Consider the following 16,745-nt stretch of genomic DNA (forward strand, 5'->3'; position numbering starts at 1 on the left):
CTCCAGGCAGCTGGAGGACATTCAGGAAAGAAATCGGTGGAGAAGGTTGAAAGGACAGGAGAATCTCGCTCATACTCTTGTGTTGTGTCACACAGTAATACTGAGAATGTGTTAATGGCGGCGCACTACGCCAGATTAAACAAAAAAGGAAAAGGTCATGGCTGAAGAAACGATTTTTAGTAAAATTATCCGCCGCGAAATCCCTTCGGATATCGTTTATCAGGATGAGCTGGTGACGGCTTTCCGGGACATTTCTCCTCAGGCTCCGACACATATCCTTATTATTCCTAATATTCTGATTCCGACCGTAAACGACGTAAAAACCGAGCATGAAGTAGCGTTAGGTCGTATGCTGACAGTGGCCGCAAAAATTGCTGAGCAGGAAGGGATTGCTGATGACGGTTACCGTCTCATCATGAACTGTAATCGCCACGGTGGTCAGGAAGTTTATCATATTCACATGCATCTGCTGGGTGGACGTCCTCTGGGGCCGATGCTGGCACATAAAGGTCTTTGACATGCTTAAAGGGCGTATTGCAGCGCTGGTAATGACGATGTTGATCGTAGGGTGCAGCACGCGTCCGGCGATCCCCGTCAGCGATGAACAGACGCTGGTGATGGAATCCTCCGTACTTGCTGCGGGTATCACGGCGCAACAACCTGCGTTGTCGATCAGTGAAATCAACTCTTCTGCTTCCTCTACGCTCTTTAATGAAAGACAAGAACCAGTGACGGTGCACTACCGTTTTTTCTGGTATGACGTACGAGGTCTTGAAATGCATCCGCTGGAAGCGCCGCGCAGCGTCACTATTCCGGCAAGATCGTCGGTAACGCTCTATGGCAGCGCCAACTATCTGGGTGCACATAAGGTGAGACTTTATCTTTATTTGTAAGGGGTGAACCTTGATTAAAAATTTGAGCCGTTATGCGCTCGTGACTGCTTTCGCTCTGTTCCTCGCAGGGTGTGTGACCCGAACTGAAGAACCTGCGCCTGTGGAAGAGGCCAAACCGGGTACCGAGCAGCCGACACAGCCAACGCAGCCGCCGCCAACCGTACCGACTGTGCCGTCTATTCCGTCGCAGCCTGGTCCAATTGAACATCCGGATCAGACATCGCAGCCTGCGCCGCGCGTTCGCCATTACGACTGGAACGGTGCGATGCAACCGATGGTCGGCAAAATGCTGCAGGCTCAGGGTGTGACCGCGGGCAGCGTATTGCTGGTTGATAGCGTGAATAACCGTACCAACGGTTCGCTAAACGCGGGCGAAGCGACAGAAACCCTGCGCAATGCCCTGGCTAATAACGGTAAGTTTACGCTGGTCTCGGCACAGCAGCTCGCGGTAGCCAAGCAGCAGTTGGGCCTGTCACCGCAGGACAGCCTCGGTTCACGCAGCAAGGCGATTGGGATTGCCCGTAACGTCGGTGCGCAGTATGTGCTTTACTCCAGTGCCACCGGTAATGTGAACACGCCAGCCCTGCAGATGCAGCTGATGCTGGTTCAGACAGGCGAGATTATCTGGTCAGGTAAAGGTGCCGTTACGCAACTCTGACAGGACGCATGAAGAGATCCTGACGCGTTATTTTCCACAGTATCGCCTTATCGCGCCGCAGGCCCCTTCCGGGCTTGGCGGCGCGAGTTGCATTATAGAGCAGGGCGAGCAACGTCTGGTATTGCGGCAGAATCACGATCCCTTAGCGTCATCATCCCATTTCCGCCGTCAGTTTCGGGCACTGAAACGCCTTCCGGCGGATCTGGTGCCAAAGCCCCGTTTTTACCGCCAGGGCTGGATGGCCGTGGAGTATCTGGCAGGGGAGATCGGCAACACGCTACCGGAAACGGCAGTGCTTGCGGCTATGCTCTGTCATCTGCACCGGCAACCGCGTCTGGGGTGGCGGGTGACGCTGCTGCCGTTGCTTGAACAATACTGGCAGCAGGCTTCAGCCGACAGGCGAACCCCATTCTGGCTGGCACAGCTAAAACGGCTGCGTAAAACGGGCGAACCGCAGCCGCTTCGGCTCTCGCCGCTGCATATGGATGTTCATGCCGGAAATATTGTTCATACGTCCCTCGGTGCGAGGCTTATCGACTGGGAGTATGCCGGTGACGGAGACGTGGCGCTGGAGCTGGCGGCAGTCTGGTCGGAAGATGATGCTGCGCGGCAGCGGCTCATCACCGACTACGCCCGGGTAGCGCACATGAATGTCGGTATCCTGGGGCGTCAGGTGAGGCGCTGGCGACCGTGGGTCGTCATGCTGATGGCTGGCTGGTTTGAAATGCGCTTTCAGCAATCCCGAGACAAACAATTTATTGCGCTGGCAGATGATGCCTGGCGTCAGTTACAAACTAAAGGATAAGAGAGGTTGGTGTGGGTCCAGTCATGTTGGATGTAGAAGGGTTTGAACTGGATGCGGAGGAGCGTGAAATACTGGCGCACCCGCTGGTGGGAGGCCTGATCCTGTTCACCCGCAACTATCACGATCCGGCGCAGTTGCGAGAACTGGTGCGCCAGATCCGTGCTGCATCGCGCAATCATCTGGTGGTGGCCGTCGATCAGGAAGGCGGACGCGTACAGCGTTTCCGCGAAGGCTTTACTCGCCTGCCTGCCGCCCAATCTTTTGCGGCATTACTGGGCACGGAAGAGGGTGGCAAACTGGCGCAAGAGGCTGGCTGGCTGATGGCCAGCGAGATGATTGCCATGGATATCGACATCAGTTTTGCGCCGGTTCTGGACGTGGGGCATATCAGCGCCGCCATTGGCGAACGCTCATACCATGAAGATCCGCGTATTGCGCTGGCGATAGCGAGCTGTTTCATTGACGGTATGCACGACGCGGGAATGAAAACCACCGGGAAACATTTCCCGGGACACGGTGCGGTGACCGCCGACTCGCACAAAGAGACGCCGCGCGATCCGCGTCCGGAAGCTGACATTCGTGCCAAAGATATGTCGGTGTTCCGCTCCCTGATCACCGATAACAAGCTGGACGCCATCATGCCAGCGCACGTGATTTACAGCGACGTCGACCCGCGTCCTGCAAGCGGGTCCGCGCACTGGCTGAAAACCGTTTTGCGTCAGGAGCTGGGGTTTAATGGCGTGATTTTCTCTGACGATTTGTCGATGGAAGGGGCGGCGATTATGGGCAGCTACGCCGAGCGCGGTCAGGCGTCGCTGGACGCAGGTTGCGATATGATCCTCGTCTGCAATAATCGTAAAGGTGCCGTCAGCGTGCTGGATAACCTGTCGCCGATCAATGCACAGCGTGTTACACAATTGTATCATAAAGGTTCATTTAGCCGTCAGGAGCTGATGGACTCGGCGCGCTGGAAGACGGTCAACGCGCAGCTTGAAGCCCTGAATGAACGCTGGCAGGCACATAAAGCCAGCCTGTAAATCCTCCCGGAAGGCGTAGCGTGGTGAGAAGACAATGATCATCTATTTACACGGTTTTGACTCAAACAGTCCTGGTAATCATGAGAAGGTCCTGCAGCTGCAGTTTATCGATCCGGATGTCCGGCTGATCAGTTACAGCACACGCCATCCAAAGCATGATATGCAGCACCTGCTCAAAGAGGTGGACAAGATGTTGCAGCTCAACATCGATGACCGTCCGCTGATTTGTGGCGTGGGATTAGGTGGCTACTGGGCAGAGCGGATTGGATTCCTGTGCGATATCCGCCAGGTGGTGTTCAATCCTAATCTTTTCCCGAATGAGAACATGGAAGGTAAAATTGACCGCCCTGAAGAGTATGTCGATATTGCCACCAAGTGCGTCAGTAATTTTCGGGAGAAAAACCGCGACCGTTGTCTGGTGATCCTGTCGCGTAATGATGAAGCCCTTAACAGCCACCGGGCGGCTGAGCTGCTGCATCATTACTATGAAATTGTCTGGGATGAAGAACAGACCCACAAATTCAAGAACATCTCCCCGCATTTGCAGCGGATCAAAGCCTTCAAAACCCTGGGCTAAGCCACTGCGTACGACCTGCCAGGCCCGGCCGCGAAAGCGCGCCGGGCTTTCTTTTTGTCCAGAATTGTCTACTTTTAAGCCATCAAAACTTGATGCATATCAATTTTGGTATGACCAATGCGCCTGACGTGGTATTCTCAATGCACCTGAATGGTTTCAGTGCTGTAACCTGTTGTTAATTAAGGGTTATTTTTATAACTTTTAATTAACAATTGGTTAATAATTTGAGGGGGTCACGTTGACTACGCCATTGAAAAAGATAGTGATTGTCGGCGGTGGTGCTGGCGGGCTGGAGCTGGCTACACAGTTAGGCAAGAAGCTCGGTCGCGGCAAAAAAGCCAAAATTACGCTGGTGGATCGTAACCACAGCCACCTGTGGAAACCGCTGTTGCACGAAGTGGCGACCGGTTCACTGGATGAGGGCGTGGACGCGCTGAGCTATCTGGCACATGCGCGCAATCACCATTTCCAGTTCCAGCTGGGCTCCGTGGTGGATATCAATCGTGAGAGCAAAACCATTACCCTGGCAGAGCTGCGCGATGAAAAAGGGGAACTGCTGGTTCCTGAGCGCAAACTGCCGTATGACACGCTGGTCATGGCGCTGGGCAGTACCTCCAATGACTTCAACACACCAGGTGTAAAAGAGCACTGTATCTTCCTCGATAACCCACATCAGGCACGTCGTTTCCACCAGGAAATGCTGAACCTGTTCCTGAAGTACACCAGCAATATGGGTGCGAACGGGAAGGTTAATATCGCGATTGTTGGTGGGGGGGCGACGGGCGTCGAGCTTTCTGCTGAGCTGCACAACGCGGTGAAACAGCTGCACAGCTACGGCTATAAAGGCTTAACCAATGACGCGCTGAACGTGACGCTGGTTGAAGCGGGTGAACGTATCCTGCCGGCGCTGCCTCCGCGCATTTCCGGCGCGGCGCATAATGAACTGACCAAGCTGGGCGTGCGGGTTCTGACCCAAACCATGGTGACCAGCGCGGACGACGGCGGCCTGCACACCAAAGATGGCGAGTACATCAAAGCAGACCTGATGGTCTGGGCTGCTGGCATCAAAGCGCCTGATTTTATGAAAGAGATTGGCGGGCTGGAAACGAACCGTATTAACCAGCTGGTGACCGAGCCGACCCTGCAAACCACACGCGATCCGGATATTTTCGCCATCGGCGACTGTGCTTCCTGCGCGCGTCCGGAGGGCGGTTTTGTGCCTCCGCGTGCTCAGGCAGCGCACCAGATGGCAAGCCTGGTACTGCACAATATTCTGGCGCAGTACAAAGGTAAGCCGATGAAAGCTTATGTCTATAAAGACCATGGTTCTCTGGTATCGCTCTCGAACTTCTCTACCGTCGGCAGCCTGATGGGTAACCTGATGCGCGGCTCCATGATGGTGGAAGGGCGTATTGCACGCTTTGTCTATATCTCGCTCTATCGTATGCACCAGATTGCCCTGCACGGTTACTTCAAAACCGGGCTGATGATGCTGGTGGGACGAATCAACCGCGTTATTCGACCACGCCTGAAGCTGCACTAATATTCTCTCCCTCCGGGGCCTCCGGAGGGGATTTTTAGCATATCATGCTGCTCATCGTACATTGAGTGCTTAAGAGTTCTCCTAAACACAATATATCTCTCCTCCATGTCCACTTTTTGATCCTTTGTCTTATTGGCGAAGCGCGACCTGCATTGCAAAATTGTTACCAATAGCAACAAAGGAGGAAGTCCCGTGAATAAATCAATGTTGGCGGGTATAGGGATTGGCGTCGCTGCTGCGTTAGGTGTGGCTGCCGTTGCCAGTCTCAACGTACTGGATCGCGGCCCACAATACGCACAGGTCGTGTCTGCTACCCCGATTAAAGAAACCGTGAAAACGCCTCGTCAGGAGTGCCGTAACGTCTCCGTGACCCATCGCCGTCCGGTACAGGATGAAAACCGTATCGCCGGTTCAGTACTGGGTGCGGTTGCCGGTGGTGTGATTGGCCATCAGTTTGGTGGTGGTCGTGGTAAAGATGTGGCGACCGTGGTCGGCGCGCTGGGCGGCGGCTATGCCGGTAACCAGGTGCAGGGCGCTATGCAGGATAACGACACGTACACGACGACTCAGCAGCGCTGCAAAACCGTCTATGACAAGTCGGAGAAAATGCTGGGTTACGACGTGACGTACAAAATTGGCGATCAGCAGGGCAAGATCCGCATGGATAAAGACCCGGGTACTCAAATTCCGCTGGATGGAAACGGCCAGCTGGTACTGAATAACAAAGTGTAAAAAAGATGTTCTCTGAACTTAGCTCCTCAAGCGCTCAGGCTGAGGAGCTTTTTTTTTGCGTCAGATTTTGAGCAGTTCAGGCCACAGTTTCAGCGTGGTCGCGGTAATGGTTTGCAGTTTTTCCAGCGTAGCCCCTTCACGAGCGCTTATCGACATACCCTGCAAAATACAGTTCAGGTATTGCGCCAGCATCTGTGGATTGCAATGCGCAGGAATTTCACCTCGTTGTTGGCGCTGAGACAGGAACGCGCTTAGCGTCTCTTCCTGCATGGCATGGCGCGATTTCACCGTGTTGGCAATCTCTTTTGAGGAGGCCGCAAGGGTGGCAGAGGTGTTAATCATAAAGCAGCCCGCAGGGGTATCTTTACTGGTGAAGCAGGTCGCGACGGTGGTGAAGTAGTCCCGTAGCGCCTGTTCGACGCTTTTCTCTTCACAAAACAGCTGGGCTTCGTGTTTCGCCGCAAAGCGTGAAATGTATCTGTCCAGCACTGCCCTGAACAGCCCCTCTTTATTGGTGAATTCAGCATACAGCGTGGGTGCTTTGGCACCGGTAGCTTCCACCAGATCGGAAAGCGAGGTCGCTTCATACCCATGTTGCCAGAAGAGAGTCATGGCCTTATCAAGCGCTGCATCCCTGTCGAACACTTTTGGTCGGCCACGGCTTTTCTTCGCGCAACTCGTCACGTCGGTTGTCATTTGCCGTTGGTCCTCTGTTGGTTTGTTGAATAATCATTATAAAAATAATCGCGGGTGACCACCAGCACTGATGAGAGAAAAATAAATTAATCATATGGGTATGAAAAATAACGGATTTAAAATTTAATTAATGTTCGTTATAAAAAGATGTTGACGCGTGAGCTGGATCACATTTATGATTTACCTATCGATCGTTAACTAAATAGCTAACGACCTCCAAATCATCTGCCCAAAGGTAAAAATCATGAAAAACGTAAAAACCCTCATCGCTGCTGCTGTTCTGAGTTCACTTTCTTTCGCAAGCTTCGCTGCTGTTGAAGTGCAATCAACCCCTGCTGACCAGCATAAAGTCGGGACTATCTCTGCTTCTGCCGGGACTAACCTGGGCTCACTGGAAGATCAGCTGGCGCAGAAAGCTGACGAGATGGGTGCAAAATCTTTCCGCATCACCTCCGTGACCGGTCCTAACACCCTGCACGGCACCGCTGTTATCTACAAATAAGCCTGGCTAAACCCTCATTTATGCCACTGCGATGCCACTGTAAAAAAGCCCTGCTCAGCAGGGCTTTTTTTATTGGGGATTACATCGACTGCTGGGTGACATCCTGATGCCGGGTGACATCGGTGGGCATCCCGGAACGCGCCTCCATCGCACGCTCCATCACGATGCCATCCGTGCGGGCATTCGTTTTAAAGCTCACCATCGCGGCATTCAGATTAATTGGCAGTGTCAGCGGATCGTCGCCAATGTTTTTCGATAACGGCTGGTGAATTTCAACCAGTCTTACGCCACCCGGCTCCTCAGAAACCTTAATGGGCGTATTAATAATATTCACTCGAGTACCAGGCGTGATCACGCTATAGAGCGTCTTGATATCATCATCGCGCAGACGAATACAGCCGGAACTGACGCGCATCCCGATACCGAAATCCGCATTTGTTCCATGCAGAAGGTAAACGCCACCATAGGCCGCAAGACGGATCGCGTGGTGACCCATCGGATTCTCCGGACCCGCTGGCACCACAGCCGGCAAATCAATCCCCTGTGCTTTATAGCGAGCACGAATATTAGCCGTTGGCGTCCAGGTTGGGTTGGCACGTTTATCCGATACGGTGGTGACCATTGTTGGGGTCAGCGTGTCGCCGCCCAGCTGGCCAATACCGATTGGATAAACGGTGACTTCATTTTTACCCGGTGGGTAATAGTAAAGACGCAGCTCGGCAAGGTTTATCACGATCCCTTCGCGCGCTACATCCGGGAGAATGGTCTGCAACGGGATGGTCAGGACGCTGCCAGCGCGTGGCACATAGGGGTCGACGCCAGGGTTAGCCTGCAGCAGAGCCAGAAAGCCTACGTTATATTTTTTGGCAATCGCTTCGAGCGATCCCCCATTATTTTCAACCACATGAAAACGGTTTTCGCCCACGACCTTGCTGCCAGCAGGGGGAAGAGGCCAGGTATTTGCGCGTGCAGGAAGCGCAACAGCGACCGTTGCTGCCAGCGCAAACACGGTTATCCAGCGGGTAAAACGCGAAGAGGTCATCATCACCATAATCCATATAAATAATAAGGTTATTGTTTTATAAGGCGTTAACGATAATTATGGCGAATGGGTATGTCGGGAAATCCAGGTGAAGTGCAAAGAGTTTGTAAATTGTCCCCCCGTAAGCATTGCGCCAACGGGGGGAAGGGGAATTATGCGACAGCGTTCTCTTCCAGCTGACGCATAAAGTGACGAACCCACTCCATCCGGTTTTTACGATCCGTCAGCTCCTGCGTAAATTTCAGACGCGTTGGACCATCCAGACGGAAATGCTGCGGCTGTTTCTGGAGCAGACCGATTAGCCACATCGGATTAACGTGATTCTTCTCGGCAAATTCAATCACGCCACCTTTTTCATTGCCTTCGAGCTTACGAATGCCCAGCTTCTGTGCCTGCTGGCGCAGCCTCGCAATATCCAGCAGGTTTCTCGCGGCATCCGGCAACAGGCCAAAGCGATCGATCAGCTCTACCTTAATTTCATCCAGTTCGTTCTCATTTTTCGCACTGGCGATACGTTTGTAGAACGACAGACGCGTGTTCACATCCGGAATAAAATCATCCGGTAGCAGGGAAGGCATGCGCAGTTCCACCTCAGTTTGCTGGCTGGTCAGATCTTCCAGCGATGGCTCACGTCCGGCCTTCAGGGCATCGACCGCATTTTCCAGCAGCTCCATATAGAGCGAGAAGCCGATGGTTTCCATCGAGCCGCTCTGGTCTTCGCCCAGAAGTTCACCTGCACCGCGGATCTCAAGGTCGTGTGTCGCCAGCGCGAAGCCCGCGCCCAGATCTTCCAGCGATGCGATAGCCTCCAGACGTTTTTGCGCATCGGTGGTCATCGCTTTCGGATGCGGGGTCAGCAGCCAGGCGTAGGCCTGATGGTGCGAGCGGCCAACGCGGCCACGCAACTGGTGAAGCTGCGCCAGTCCAAAGTGATCCGCGCGCTCAATAATGATGGTATTGGCCGTCGGAATATCGATCCCGGTCTCAATGATGGTGGTACACACCAGGACGTTAAAGCGCTGGTGGTGGAAATCGTTCATCACCCGCTCCAGCTCGCGCTCGCGCATTTGACCGTGACCGATAGCGATGCGCGCTTCCGGCACCAGTTCTGCCAGCCTGTCCGCCGCTTTCTGGATATTTTCCACGTCGTTGTAGAGATAATAGACCTGACCCCCGCGCAGTACTTCACGCAGAATAGCCTCGCGGACGACCAGGTTGTCGTACTCACGAACAAAGGTTTTTACCGCCAGACGACGTGCCGGCGGCGTGGCGATAATCGACAGGTCGCGCATGCCGCTCATCGCCATATTCAGCGTTCGCGGAATCGGTGTGGCGGTGAGGGTGAGGATATCGACGTCGGCACGCATCGCTTTAATACGCTCTTTATGACGGACCCCGAAGCGGTGTTCTTCATCGACGATCAACAGCCCCAGATCTTTCCACTTCACATCACTCTGCAGTAGCTTGTGGGTGCCGATCAGAATATCGATCTTACCCTCGCTGGCCTGTTCCAGAATCTGCGTCTGCTCTTTGGTACTGCGAAAACGTGACAGCATCTCAATACGAACCGGCCAGTTGGCGAAACGGTCACGGAAGTTGTCAAAATGCTGCTGGGCGAGCAGGGTGGTAGGCACCAGCACCGCGACCTGTTTGTTGTTTTCTACCGCGAGGAAGGCGGCGCGCATCGCCACTTCGGTTTTGCCGAAGCCGACATCGCCGCAAACCAGCCTGTCCATCGCCAGCGGCTGGCACATGTCGCTCAGCACAGCATTAATGGCCTGAGCCTGATCCGGCGTGGTTTCAAACGGGAAGCTATCGCAGAACATCTGGTACTGTTGTTTATCATGCCTGAAGGCAAAGCCTTCTTTGGCCGCGCGTTGGGCGTAGATATCCAGCAGCTCTGCCGCCACATCACGCACTTTTTCCGCGGCTTTCTGCCGCGCGCGCGCCCAGGCGTCGCCGCCCAGTTTATGTAATGGCGCATGATCTTCTGCACCGCCGGCATAGCGGCTGATGAGATGCAGTGAAGAGACCGGCACATAGAGTTTGGCGTCATTGGCGTAGGTCAGCATCAGGTATTCGCCCTTGATGCCACCGGCTTCCAGCGTCGTCATGCCCTGATAACGGCCCACCCCGTGCTCGAGGTGAACAATCGGCTGGCCGGGGTGCAGTTCGGCGAGGTTACGGATCAGCGTGTCCGGATTAATGGTGCGACGGCTGTCCTGACGGCGGCGCGCCACGCGTTCCCCCAGCAGGTCGCTTTCGCAAATCAGCGCCAGATTGTTGAGGGTATCCACAAACCCGTGTTCGGCGGAGCCAATCATCAGATAACGGCCATTACCGGTGGCTTCACTCAGGCGCAAAATACGTTTCGGCGCGATTTTGATCCGCCCCAGCAGTTCACCCAGCGCTTCCCGGCGGCCTTCGCTTTCAACGGAGAACACGACCGGCCCGGTAAAGGATTCGAGGAACTTGCGCAGATTATCCAGCGGCGACTTCTGCTGCGCCTGAACGGATAAATCCGGTAGCGTGCGGAAGGCGAGGTTGGTATTGGCGGCCTTGTCGGCGAGCGAATCGGTTTTGAGCTGCATACGCGGCCAGCGTTTCAGCTCGGCGTTCAACTCGTCGGTGCGCAGCCACAGCACCTCCGGTGGCAACAGCGGACGCATCGGGTCCACGCCCCGGTTTTCAAAGCGGGCGCGAGTTTCGCTCTCAAAACGGCTGGCGCTGGCGTCGATATCACCGGTGTTAACAATCAGCGTATTGGCCGGGAAATAGCTGAACAGCGCGGGCAGAGGCTCGTTAAAGAACAGCGGCTGCCAGTATTCAATACCCGCCGGCAACGTCCCTTTGCTGACCTGCTGGTAGATATGTTCGGCATCGCGTTTGACGTCGAATTTGTCGCGCCACTGGCTGCGGAACAGTTCGATTGCGGTTTTGTCTGTCGGGAACTCATGTGCGGGCAGTAAATTGATGGAGTCCACTTCTTCCAGCGTGCGCTGCGTGTCGGCGTCGAATATGCGCAGGCTGTCGATTTCATCATCGAAGAAATCCAGACGATACGGCTGGTCGCTGCCCATCGGGTAAAGATCGAGCAGTGCACCACGCGTGGCATATTCCCCGTGCTCCATCACCTGATCGACATGGCGATAACCGGCGCTGTCGAGCTGTGCACGCAGGGCATCCCGGGACAGGCGCTGGCCTTTTTTCATCACCAGCGCATGGCCATGAAGATAGCTGTGCGGACAGACGCGCTGCATCAGGGTGTTTACGGGGACGATCAGCACGCCGCGCTGCATCGTCGGTAACTGATACAGGGTCGACAGACGAGAGGAGATGATCTCCTGGTGCGGTGAGAAACTGTCATACGGCAGCGTTTCCCAGTCGGCCAGACTGAACACCAGATTGTCAGTGAACTGGCGAATTTCATCATGCAGACGCAGGGCATTTTGCATATCCGGGGCAACCAGTACCACCGGACCCGGGTGCCGCTCAGCGATTTCTGCCACCAGCGTGGCGCACGCCGCGCCAGTAAGTTCGCCCAGCTGGCGCTGATCGCCCGCTTTGACAGGCAAGGAATATCGATAGTGTTCAGGCATGGCTATGTCAGAGTCTCTTGGGGATATACCAACAGTATTGGGGCATATCACTGATACGCAATGTCTTTATTATCCTCGATCGTTTTACATAATCAAACCGGAACCGCACAGGGAGGAAATTCGCCCCCAAAAGGGGGCGAAAAGCGCATCAGCGGCTGGCCGATGACGGAGAAAGCGTGGAAGGCGGGGAGAAGAACACATCACCAAACAGTGCGGTGGAGACCTTTCGCACCCCAAGCCCGGCAACGGTGCAGAGCAACAGGCTGGCAAACGGGTAGACCAGAATCAACGTCAGCTCCGCCCAGACCGGCCAGTATGCGGCATTCATCTCACCAATCAGGAACAGGCTAAAGGCCTCAATCAGGATGCGATGGGTGGTATAAATCGCGATGGTATTAGAACCGATCACGTTAAGCAGATTATTAGGATGGACGGCATAACGTTGCTCAATGCTGTAGAAAAGCTTCATGATCAACACAATCGACAGCAGGGAGAGCAGCAGCGGGACGTTAGCAAACCACAGCACCACAGAAACGGCAGCGAACGCGGCTAACGCCAGCCAGGCGCGACGCAGATTGAACCCTTTCATCCACGCCATCAGCTCAGCGCCATACCACGCGCCGAGGCTGTAGTAGATCATGTTGCGCACCACGCTGTTCATTCCCCACCACGGCAGCGGCAGGAAGTTTATCGCGACGCTCGCCAGTGCCAGCAGCCCCAGTACCGGCAGCTTCCAGCGGCTCAGCAGTTTACACAGCGTGAAATAGACCACCAGGGCATACAGATACCAGAGACTGGTGCTGGCGGTGAGCATTCCCTTCACAAACCCGGAAAGGGAATCGGCATAGGCCGCATTGGAGGAAGTGGCCAGTTCACGCTCGGGAGCAAGCCAGGCGTTGAGGTGGCTCAGCGCCTGCCATTGCAGAACGCCCCACAGCGCCAGTACCCAGACAATGCTCCAGATCCGTTTATCGAGACTGGTACGCCAGTCCACCTCATCAATGTAACGTCGAATCAGATAGCCGGAAATGAAGAAAAACACCGGCATGCGGAAGGGAGCAAGATAGAGATTAAAATAGACCCAACATTTGGCGAGAAGACCGGATAACGGATGTTGTAACCCATTGAGATGGGGATAAAAGGTGATGACTGAATGGTAGATAACCACCAGGCAAATACACAGCCCTTTTATCTGGTTAATCCATAATGCTTTTTGCTTCATTGTTCGCGACTACCTTTTTGCCATAAACGAACGAACAATTGTTGTTAAACAAAACCGTGATGTAACGGGTAACAGTCTGTATCAGGAGGTTTTTCGGAAAAGGTGGAGGCTGTACAGGGAGGTTTCAGAGAGTAGCACCCTGATTTATCTGAATTTTTCAGAAAAATGATTACCAAAGCTTACGGTTTCAGTCATTTACGCTTAAGGGATTCGCTTATATACTCGTGGGTCTGCTATCAGCAAACAGACGGATTTCATGTACCAACCTGTCGCACTCTTCATAGGCTTACGTTACATGCGTGGGCGCGCCGCGGACCGCTTCGGTCGTTTTGTCTCCTGGCTTTCGACTATTGGCATTACGCTTGGCGTAATGGCTCTGGTGACGGTTCTTTCCGTCATGAACGGCTTTGAGCGCGAGCTGCAAAACAACATCCTGGGGCTGATGCCGCAGGCTATCCTCTCCTCAACCAACGGTTCCGTTAACCCACAACAGCTCCCGGAAAGCGCGGCGAAGTTACAGGGTGTCACGCGCGTTGCGCCGTTAACCACGGGCGATGTGGTGCTGCAAAGCGCCCGTAGCGTGGCGGTCGGCGTGATGCTGGGCATTGACCCGGCGCAAAACGACCCACTGACGCCATTCCTCGTGAACGTGAAGCAGACCGACCTGGAAGCTGGCAAATATAACGTGATCCTCGGCGAGCAACTGGCCGGGCAGCTTGGCGTCAACCGTGGCGACCAGCTGCGTGTAATGGTACCGTCGGCCAGTCAGTTTACGCCGATGGGACGTTTGCCAAGCCAGCGCTTATTCACGGTGGTTGGCACGTTTGCCGCCAACAGCGAAGTCGATGGTTATCAGATGCTGGTGAATATTCAGGACGCGTCACGTCTGATGCGCTATCCGGCGGGGAATATCACCGGCTGGCGCCTGTGGCTCGACGCCCCGCTAAAAGTGGATACCCTCAGCCAGCAAACGTTGCCGGAAGGGACCAAATGGCAGGACTGGCGTGAACGCAAGGGCGAGCTGTTCCAGGCCGTGCGGATGGAAAAAAATATGATGGGGCTGCTGCTGAGCCTGATCGTGGCGGTCGCGGCCTTCAACATCATCACCTCACTGGGGTTGATGGTGATGGAAAAGCAGGGTGAGGTCGCCATTCTGCAGACTCAGGGGCTAACGCCGCGCCAGATCATGGCGGTATTTATGGTGCAGGGTGCCAGTGCCGGGATTATCGGTGCGCTACTCGGTGCGGCGCTGGGGGCGCTGCTCGCCAGCCAGCTTAACAATTTAATGCCGATCATCGGCGCTCTGCTTGATGGTGCGGCGCTGCCCGTGGCTATCGAACCGTTACAGGTGATTGGAATTGCGCTGGCTGCGATGGCCATTGCGCTGCTTTCTACGCTTTATCCTTCCTGGCGCGCTGCCGCCACTCAACCCGCTGAGGCTTTACGTTATGAATAAGATCCTGTTGCAATGCGACAACCTGTCCAAACGCTATCAGGAAGGCACTGTGCAGACTGACGTGTTGCACAATGTGAGCTTCAGCGTGGGCGAAGGTGAGATGATGGCGATTGTGGGCAGTTCCGGCTCCGGGAAAAGTACGTTATTACACCTGCTCGGTGGGCTGGATACACCCACCAGCGGTGACGTGATTTTCTCCGGCCAGCCAATGAGCAAAATGTCATCTGCGGCAAAAGCGGAGCTGCGTAACCGCGAGCTGGGCTTTATCTACCAGTTTCACCACCTGCTGCCGGATTTCACGGCGCTGGAAAACGTGGCGATGCCGCTGCTGATTGGTAAAAAGAAACCCGCAGAAATTAACACCCGCGCCAGCGATATGCTGAAAGCGGTTGGGCTTGGGCATCGCGGTAATCATCGTCCTTCTGAACTTTCCGGCGGTGAACGCCAGCGTGTGGCCATTGCGCGTGCGCTGGTCAACAATCCGCGCCTGGTACTGGCGGATGAGCCAACGGGTAACCTGGACGCCCGCAACGCGGACAGTATTTTCCAGCTGCTGGGTGAGTTGAATGCCTCGCAGGGAACCGCGTTTCTGGTGGTAACCCACGATCTCCTGCTGGCAAAACGGATGGGACGTCAGCTTGAGATGCGCGACGGTCATCTGAACCCAGAACTGACCCTGATGGGGGCGGAGTAATGGCTTCACCGTTATCGTTACTCATAGGGTTGCGTTTTAGCCGCGGACGTCGTCGCGGCGGCATGGTGTCACTGATCTCGGTGATCTCCACCATCGGTATTGCGCTGGGGGTGGCGGTGCTGATCGTGGGCCTTAGCGCCATGAACGGTTTTGAGCGTGAACTGAATAACCGCATCCTGGCGGTGGTCCCGCACGGTGAAATCGAACCGGTGAATCAGCCGTGGACGCACTGGAGCGATGCCCTGAGCAAAATCGAAAAAGTGCCAGGCATCGTGGCGGCCGCGCCTTACATTAACTTTACCGGGCTGGTCGAGAGCGGCGTTAACCTGCGCGCCATTCAGGTAAAAGGGGTGAACCCGGTGCAGGAAGAGCGCCTCAGCGCGTTGCCGAAATATGTGCAAAACGGCGCGTGGGCAAACTTTAAGGCCGGTGAACAGCAAATTATTATGGGCAAAGGCGTTGCCGAGGCCCTGAAGGTTAAGCAGGGCGACTGGGTCTCTATCATGATCCCGAACGCCAGTGCCGACCACAAGCTGCAGCAACCTAAACGCGTACGTCTGCACGTCACCGGTATTCTTCAGTTAAGCGGCCAGCTCGATCACAGCTTTGCGATGGTGCCGATGGAAGACGCGCGCCAGTATCTCGACATGGCCGACAGCGTGACGGGGATTGCCATTAAGGTCAACGACGTCTTCTACGCCAATAAGCTGGTGCGTGATGCCGGCAGCGTGACCAATAACTATGTCTACATCAAAAGCTGGATTGGCACTTACGGTTATATGTACCGTGATATCCAGATGATCCGCGCCATTATGTATCTGGCGATGGTGCTGGTGATTGGGGTCGCGTGCTTTAATATCGTCTCGACGCTGGTGATGGCGGTCAAAGACAAGAGCGGCGACATCGCCGTCCTGCGTACCCTGGGGGCAAAAGACGGTCTTATTCGCGCCATCTTTGTCTGGTACGGTCTGCTGGCTGGGCTGTTCGGGAGCCTCTGCGGCGTGGTGATTGGCGTGGTGGTTTCTCTGCAGCTGACGCCAATTATCAATGGCATCGAGGCGCTTATTGGCCACCAGTTCCTGTCAGGTGATATCTATTTTATTGACTTCCTGCCGTCTGAATTGCACTGGCTGGACGTTTTTTATGTGCTGGTAACGGCACTTTTACTGAGTCTGCTGGCAAGCTGGTATCCGGCGCGTCGCGCAAGCCGAATTGATCCGGCGAGGGTATTAAGTGGCCAGTAATTACGTCATGATTTAGCGGTCGTCAGGCCGCCAAATCAAAAAGAG

At 54.8% G+C, this 16,745-nt stretch carries 16 protein-coding genes; 12 read left to right on the plus strand and 4 right to left on the minus strand.

What is annotated here, in order from left to right; genetic code table 11:
* Positions 1–157: 157 nt before the first annotated feature.
* From hinT to HV242_RS08555, 8 genes are all read left to right on the plus strand, one after another.
* Complete coding sequence (hinT, locus tag HV242_RS08520) at positions 158–517, plus strand: purine nucleoside phosphoramidase (RefSeq protein ID WP_014169584.1); 360 nt, start codon at positions 158–160, stop codon at positions 515–517.
* A gap of 1 nt (position 518) precedes the next feature.
* On the plus strand, positions 519–893 hold the full coding sequence (locus tag HV242_RS08525) for a YcfL family protein (RefSeq protein ID WP_014169585.1): 375 nt from the start codon (positions 519–521) through the stop codon (positions 891–893).
* 10 nt (positions 894–903) lie between these two features.
* Positions 904–1,551 carry a penicillin-binding protein activator LpoB gene (lpoB, locus tag HV242_RS08530; protein ID WP_014169586.1) on the plus strand — a complete coding sequence of 216 codons (648 nt, stop codon included), beginning with the start codon at positions 904–906 and terminating at the stop codon, positions 1,549–1,551.
* Positions 1,532–2,356, plus strand: a complete 825-nt coding sequence (gene thiK, locus HV242_RS08535) for a thiamine kinase (protein WP_050736639.1) — start codon at positions 1,532–1,534, stop codon at positions 2,354–2,356. The genes lpoB and thiK overlap by 20 nt, the downstream gene beginning before the upstream one ends.
* Before the next feature lie 11 nt (positions 2,357–2,367).
* Positions 2,368–3,393 (plus strand): beta-N-acetylhexosaminidase, encoded by a 1,026-nt coding sequence (nagZ, locus tag HV242_RS08540; protein WP_020884661.1) that lies wholly within the window; start codon positions 2,368–2,370, stop codon positions 3,391–3,393.
* 34 nt (positions 3,394–3,427) lie between these two features.
* Positions 3,428–3,970: an alpha/beta hydrolase YcfP gene (ycfP, locus tag HV242_RS08545; RefSeq protein ID WP_013097106.1), complete on the plus strand. Its 543-nt coding sequence runs from the start codon at positions 3,428–3,430 to the stop codon at positions 3,968–3,970.
* Positions 3,971–4,208: 238 nt separating this feature from the next.
* Complete coding sequence (locus HV242_RS08550) at positions 4,209–5,513, plus strand: NAD(P)/FAD-dependent oxidoreductase (protein WP_025204449.1); 1,305 nt, start codon at positions 4,209–4,211, stop codon at positions 5,511–5,513.
* 192 nt (positions 5,514–5,705) lie between these two features.
* Complete coding sequence (locus HV242_RS08555) at positions 5,706–6,245, plus strand: glycine zipper 2TM domain-containing protein (RefSeq protein ID WP_008500779.1); 540 nt, start codon at positions 5,706–5,708, stop codon at positions 6,243–6,245.
* A 60-nt stretch (positions 6,246–6,305) separates the two neighbouring features.
* Here HV242_RS08555 and comR read toward each other — a convergent pair whose 3' ends face one another.
* Entirely contained in the window at positions 6,306–6,941 is a 636-nt protein-coding gene (gene comR, locus HV242_RS08560; protein WP_014169591.1) for a TetR family copper-responsive transcriptional repressor ComR, read from the minus strand.
* A 244-nt stretch (positions 6,942–7,185) separates the two neighbouring features.
* Here comR and bhsA point away from each other — a divergent pair, with 244 nt between their 5' ends.
* A complete protein-coding gene (bhsA, locus tag HV242_RS08565; protein WP_013097102.1) occupies positions 7,186–7,443 on the plus strand; it encodes a multiple stress resistance protein BhsA in 258 nt (85 codons plus the stop codon).
* Between the two features lie 79 nt (positions 7,444–7,522).
* Here bhsA and ldtC read toward each other — a convergent pair whose 3' ends face one another.
* From ldtC to HV242_RS08580, 3 genes are all read right to left on the minus strand, one after another.
* The gene (ldtC, locus tag HV242_RS08570) at positions 7,523–8,488 is read right to left on the minus strand and encodes a L,D-transpeptidase LdtC (protein WP_181616919.1); all 966 of its coding nucleotides are present in this window, start codon (positions 8,486–8,488) and stop codon (positions 7,523–7,525) included.
* Between the two features lie 149 nt (positions 8,489–8,637).
* On the minus strand, positions 8,638–12,084 hold the full coding sequence (gene mfd / locus HV242_RS08575; protein ID WP_050736640.1) for a transcription-repair coupling factor: 3,447 nt from the start codon (positions 12,082–12,084) through the stop codon (positions 8,638–8,640).
* 148 nt (positions 12,085–12,232) lie between these two features.
* Positions 12,233–13,306 carry an acyltransferase family protein gene (locus tag HV242_RS08580; protein ID WP_014169594.1) on the minus strand — a complete coding sequence of 358 codons (1,074 nt, stop codon included), beginning with the start codon at positions 13,304–13,306 and terminating at the stop codon, positions 12,233–12,235.
* A gap of 256 nt (positions 13,307–13,562) precedes the next feature.
* Here HV242_RS08580 and lolC point away from each other — a divergent pair, with 256 nt between their 5' ends.
* From lolC to lolE, 3 genes are read left to right on the plus strand one after another with little or no spacing between them, the layout of a single operon-like run.
* Positions 13,563–14,762, plus strand: coding sequence for a lipoprotein-releasing ABC transporter permease subunit LolC (lolC, locus tag HV242_RS08585; protein ID WP_032681244.1), 1,200 nt, complete (start codon positions 13,563–13,565; stop codon positions 14,760–14,762).
* Positions 14,755–15,456, plus strand: coding sequence for a lipoprotein-releasing ABC transporter ATP-binding protein LolD (lolD, locus tag HV242_RS08590; protein ID WP_063858494.1), 702 nt, complete (start codon positions 14,755–14,757; stop codon positions 15,454–15,456). The genes lolC and lolD overlap by 8 nt, the downstream gene beginning before the upstream one ends.
* Positions 15,456–16,700: a lipoprotein-releasing ABC transporter permease subunit LolE gene (gene lolE, locus HV242_RS08595; protein WP_063858493.1), complete on the plus strand. Its 1,245-nt coding sequence runs from the start codon at positions 15,456–15,458 to the stop codon at positions 16,698–16,700. Before lolD ends, lolE begins: the two co-directional genes overlap by 1 nt.
* Positions 16,701–16,745 lie beyond the last annotated feature (45 nt).

It is taken from the genome of Enterobacter sp. RHBSTW-00593, assembly GCF_013784105.1.
GTDB classification, from domain to species: domain Bacteria; phylum Pseudomonadota; class Gammaproteobacteria; order Enterobacterales; family Enterobacteriaceae; genus Enterobacter; species Enterobacter ludwigii.

Excerpts from the sequence above, each read along its gene's own strand:
- comR (WP_014169591.1), bottom strand. The coding sequence starts at position 6,941 with ATGACAACCGACGTGACGAGTTGCGCGAAGAAAAGCCGTGGCCGACCA.
- lolD (WP_063858494.1), top strand. The coding sequence starts at position 14,755 with ATGAATAAGATCCTGTTGCAATGCGACAACCTGTCCAAACGCTATCAG.
- mfd (WP_050736640.1), bottom strand. The coding sequence starts at position 12,084 with ATGCCTGAACACTATCGATATTCCTTGCCTGTCAAAGCGGGCGATCAG.
- lolC (WP_032681244.1), top strand. The coding sequence starts at position 13,563 with ATGTACCAACCTGTCGCACTCTTCATAGGCTTACGTTACATGCGTGGG.
- HV242_RS08525 (WP_014169585.1), top strand. The coding sequence starts at position 519 with ATGCTTAAAGGGCGTATTGCAGCGCTGGTAATGACGATGTTGATCGTA.
- hinT (WP_014169584.1), top strand. The coding sequence starts at position 158 with ATGGCTGAAGAAACGATTTTTAGTAAAATTATCCGCCGCGAAATCCCT.
- bhsA (WP_013097102.1), top strand. The coding sequence starts at position 7,186 with ATGAAAAACGTAAAAACCCTCATCGCTGCTGCTGTTCTGAGTTCACTT.
- ldtC (WP_181616919.1), bottom strand. The coding sequence starts at position 8,488 with ATGATGACCTCTTCGCGTTTTACCCGCTGGATAACCGTGTTTGCGCTG.
- lolE (WP_063858493.1), top strand. The coding sequence starts at position 15,456 with ATGGCTTCACCGTTATCGTTACTCATAGGGTTGCGTTTTAGCCGCGGA.
- HV242_RS08580 (WP_014169594.1), bottom strand. The coding sequence starts at position 13,306 with ATGAAGCAAAAAGCATTATGGATTAACCAGATAAAAGGGCTGTGTATT.
- ycfP (WP_013097106.1), top strand. The coding sequence starts at position 3,428 with ATGATCATCTATTTACACGGTTTTGACTCAAACAGTCCTGGTAATCAT.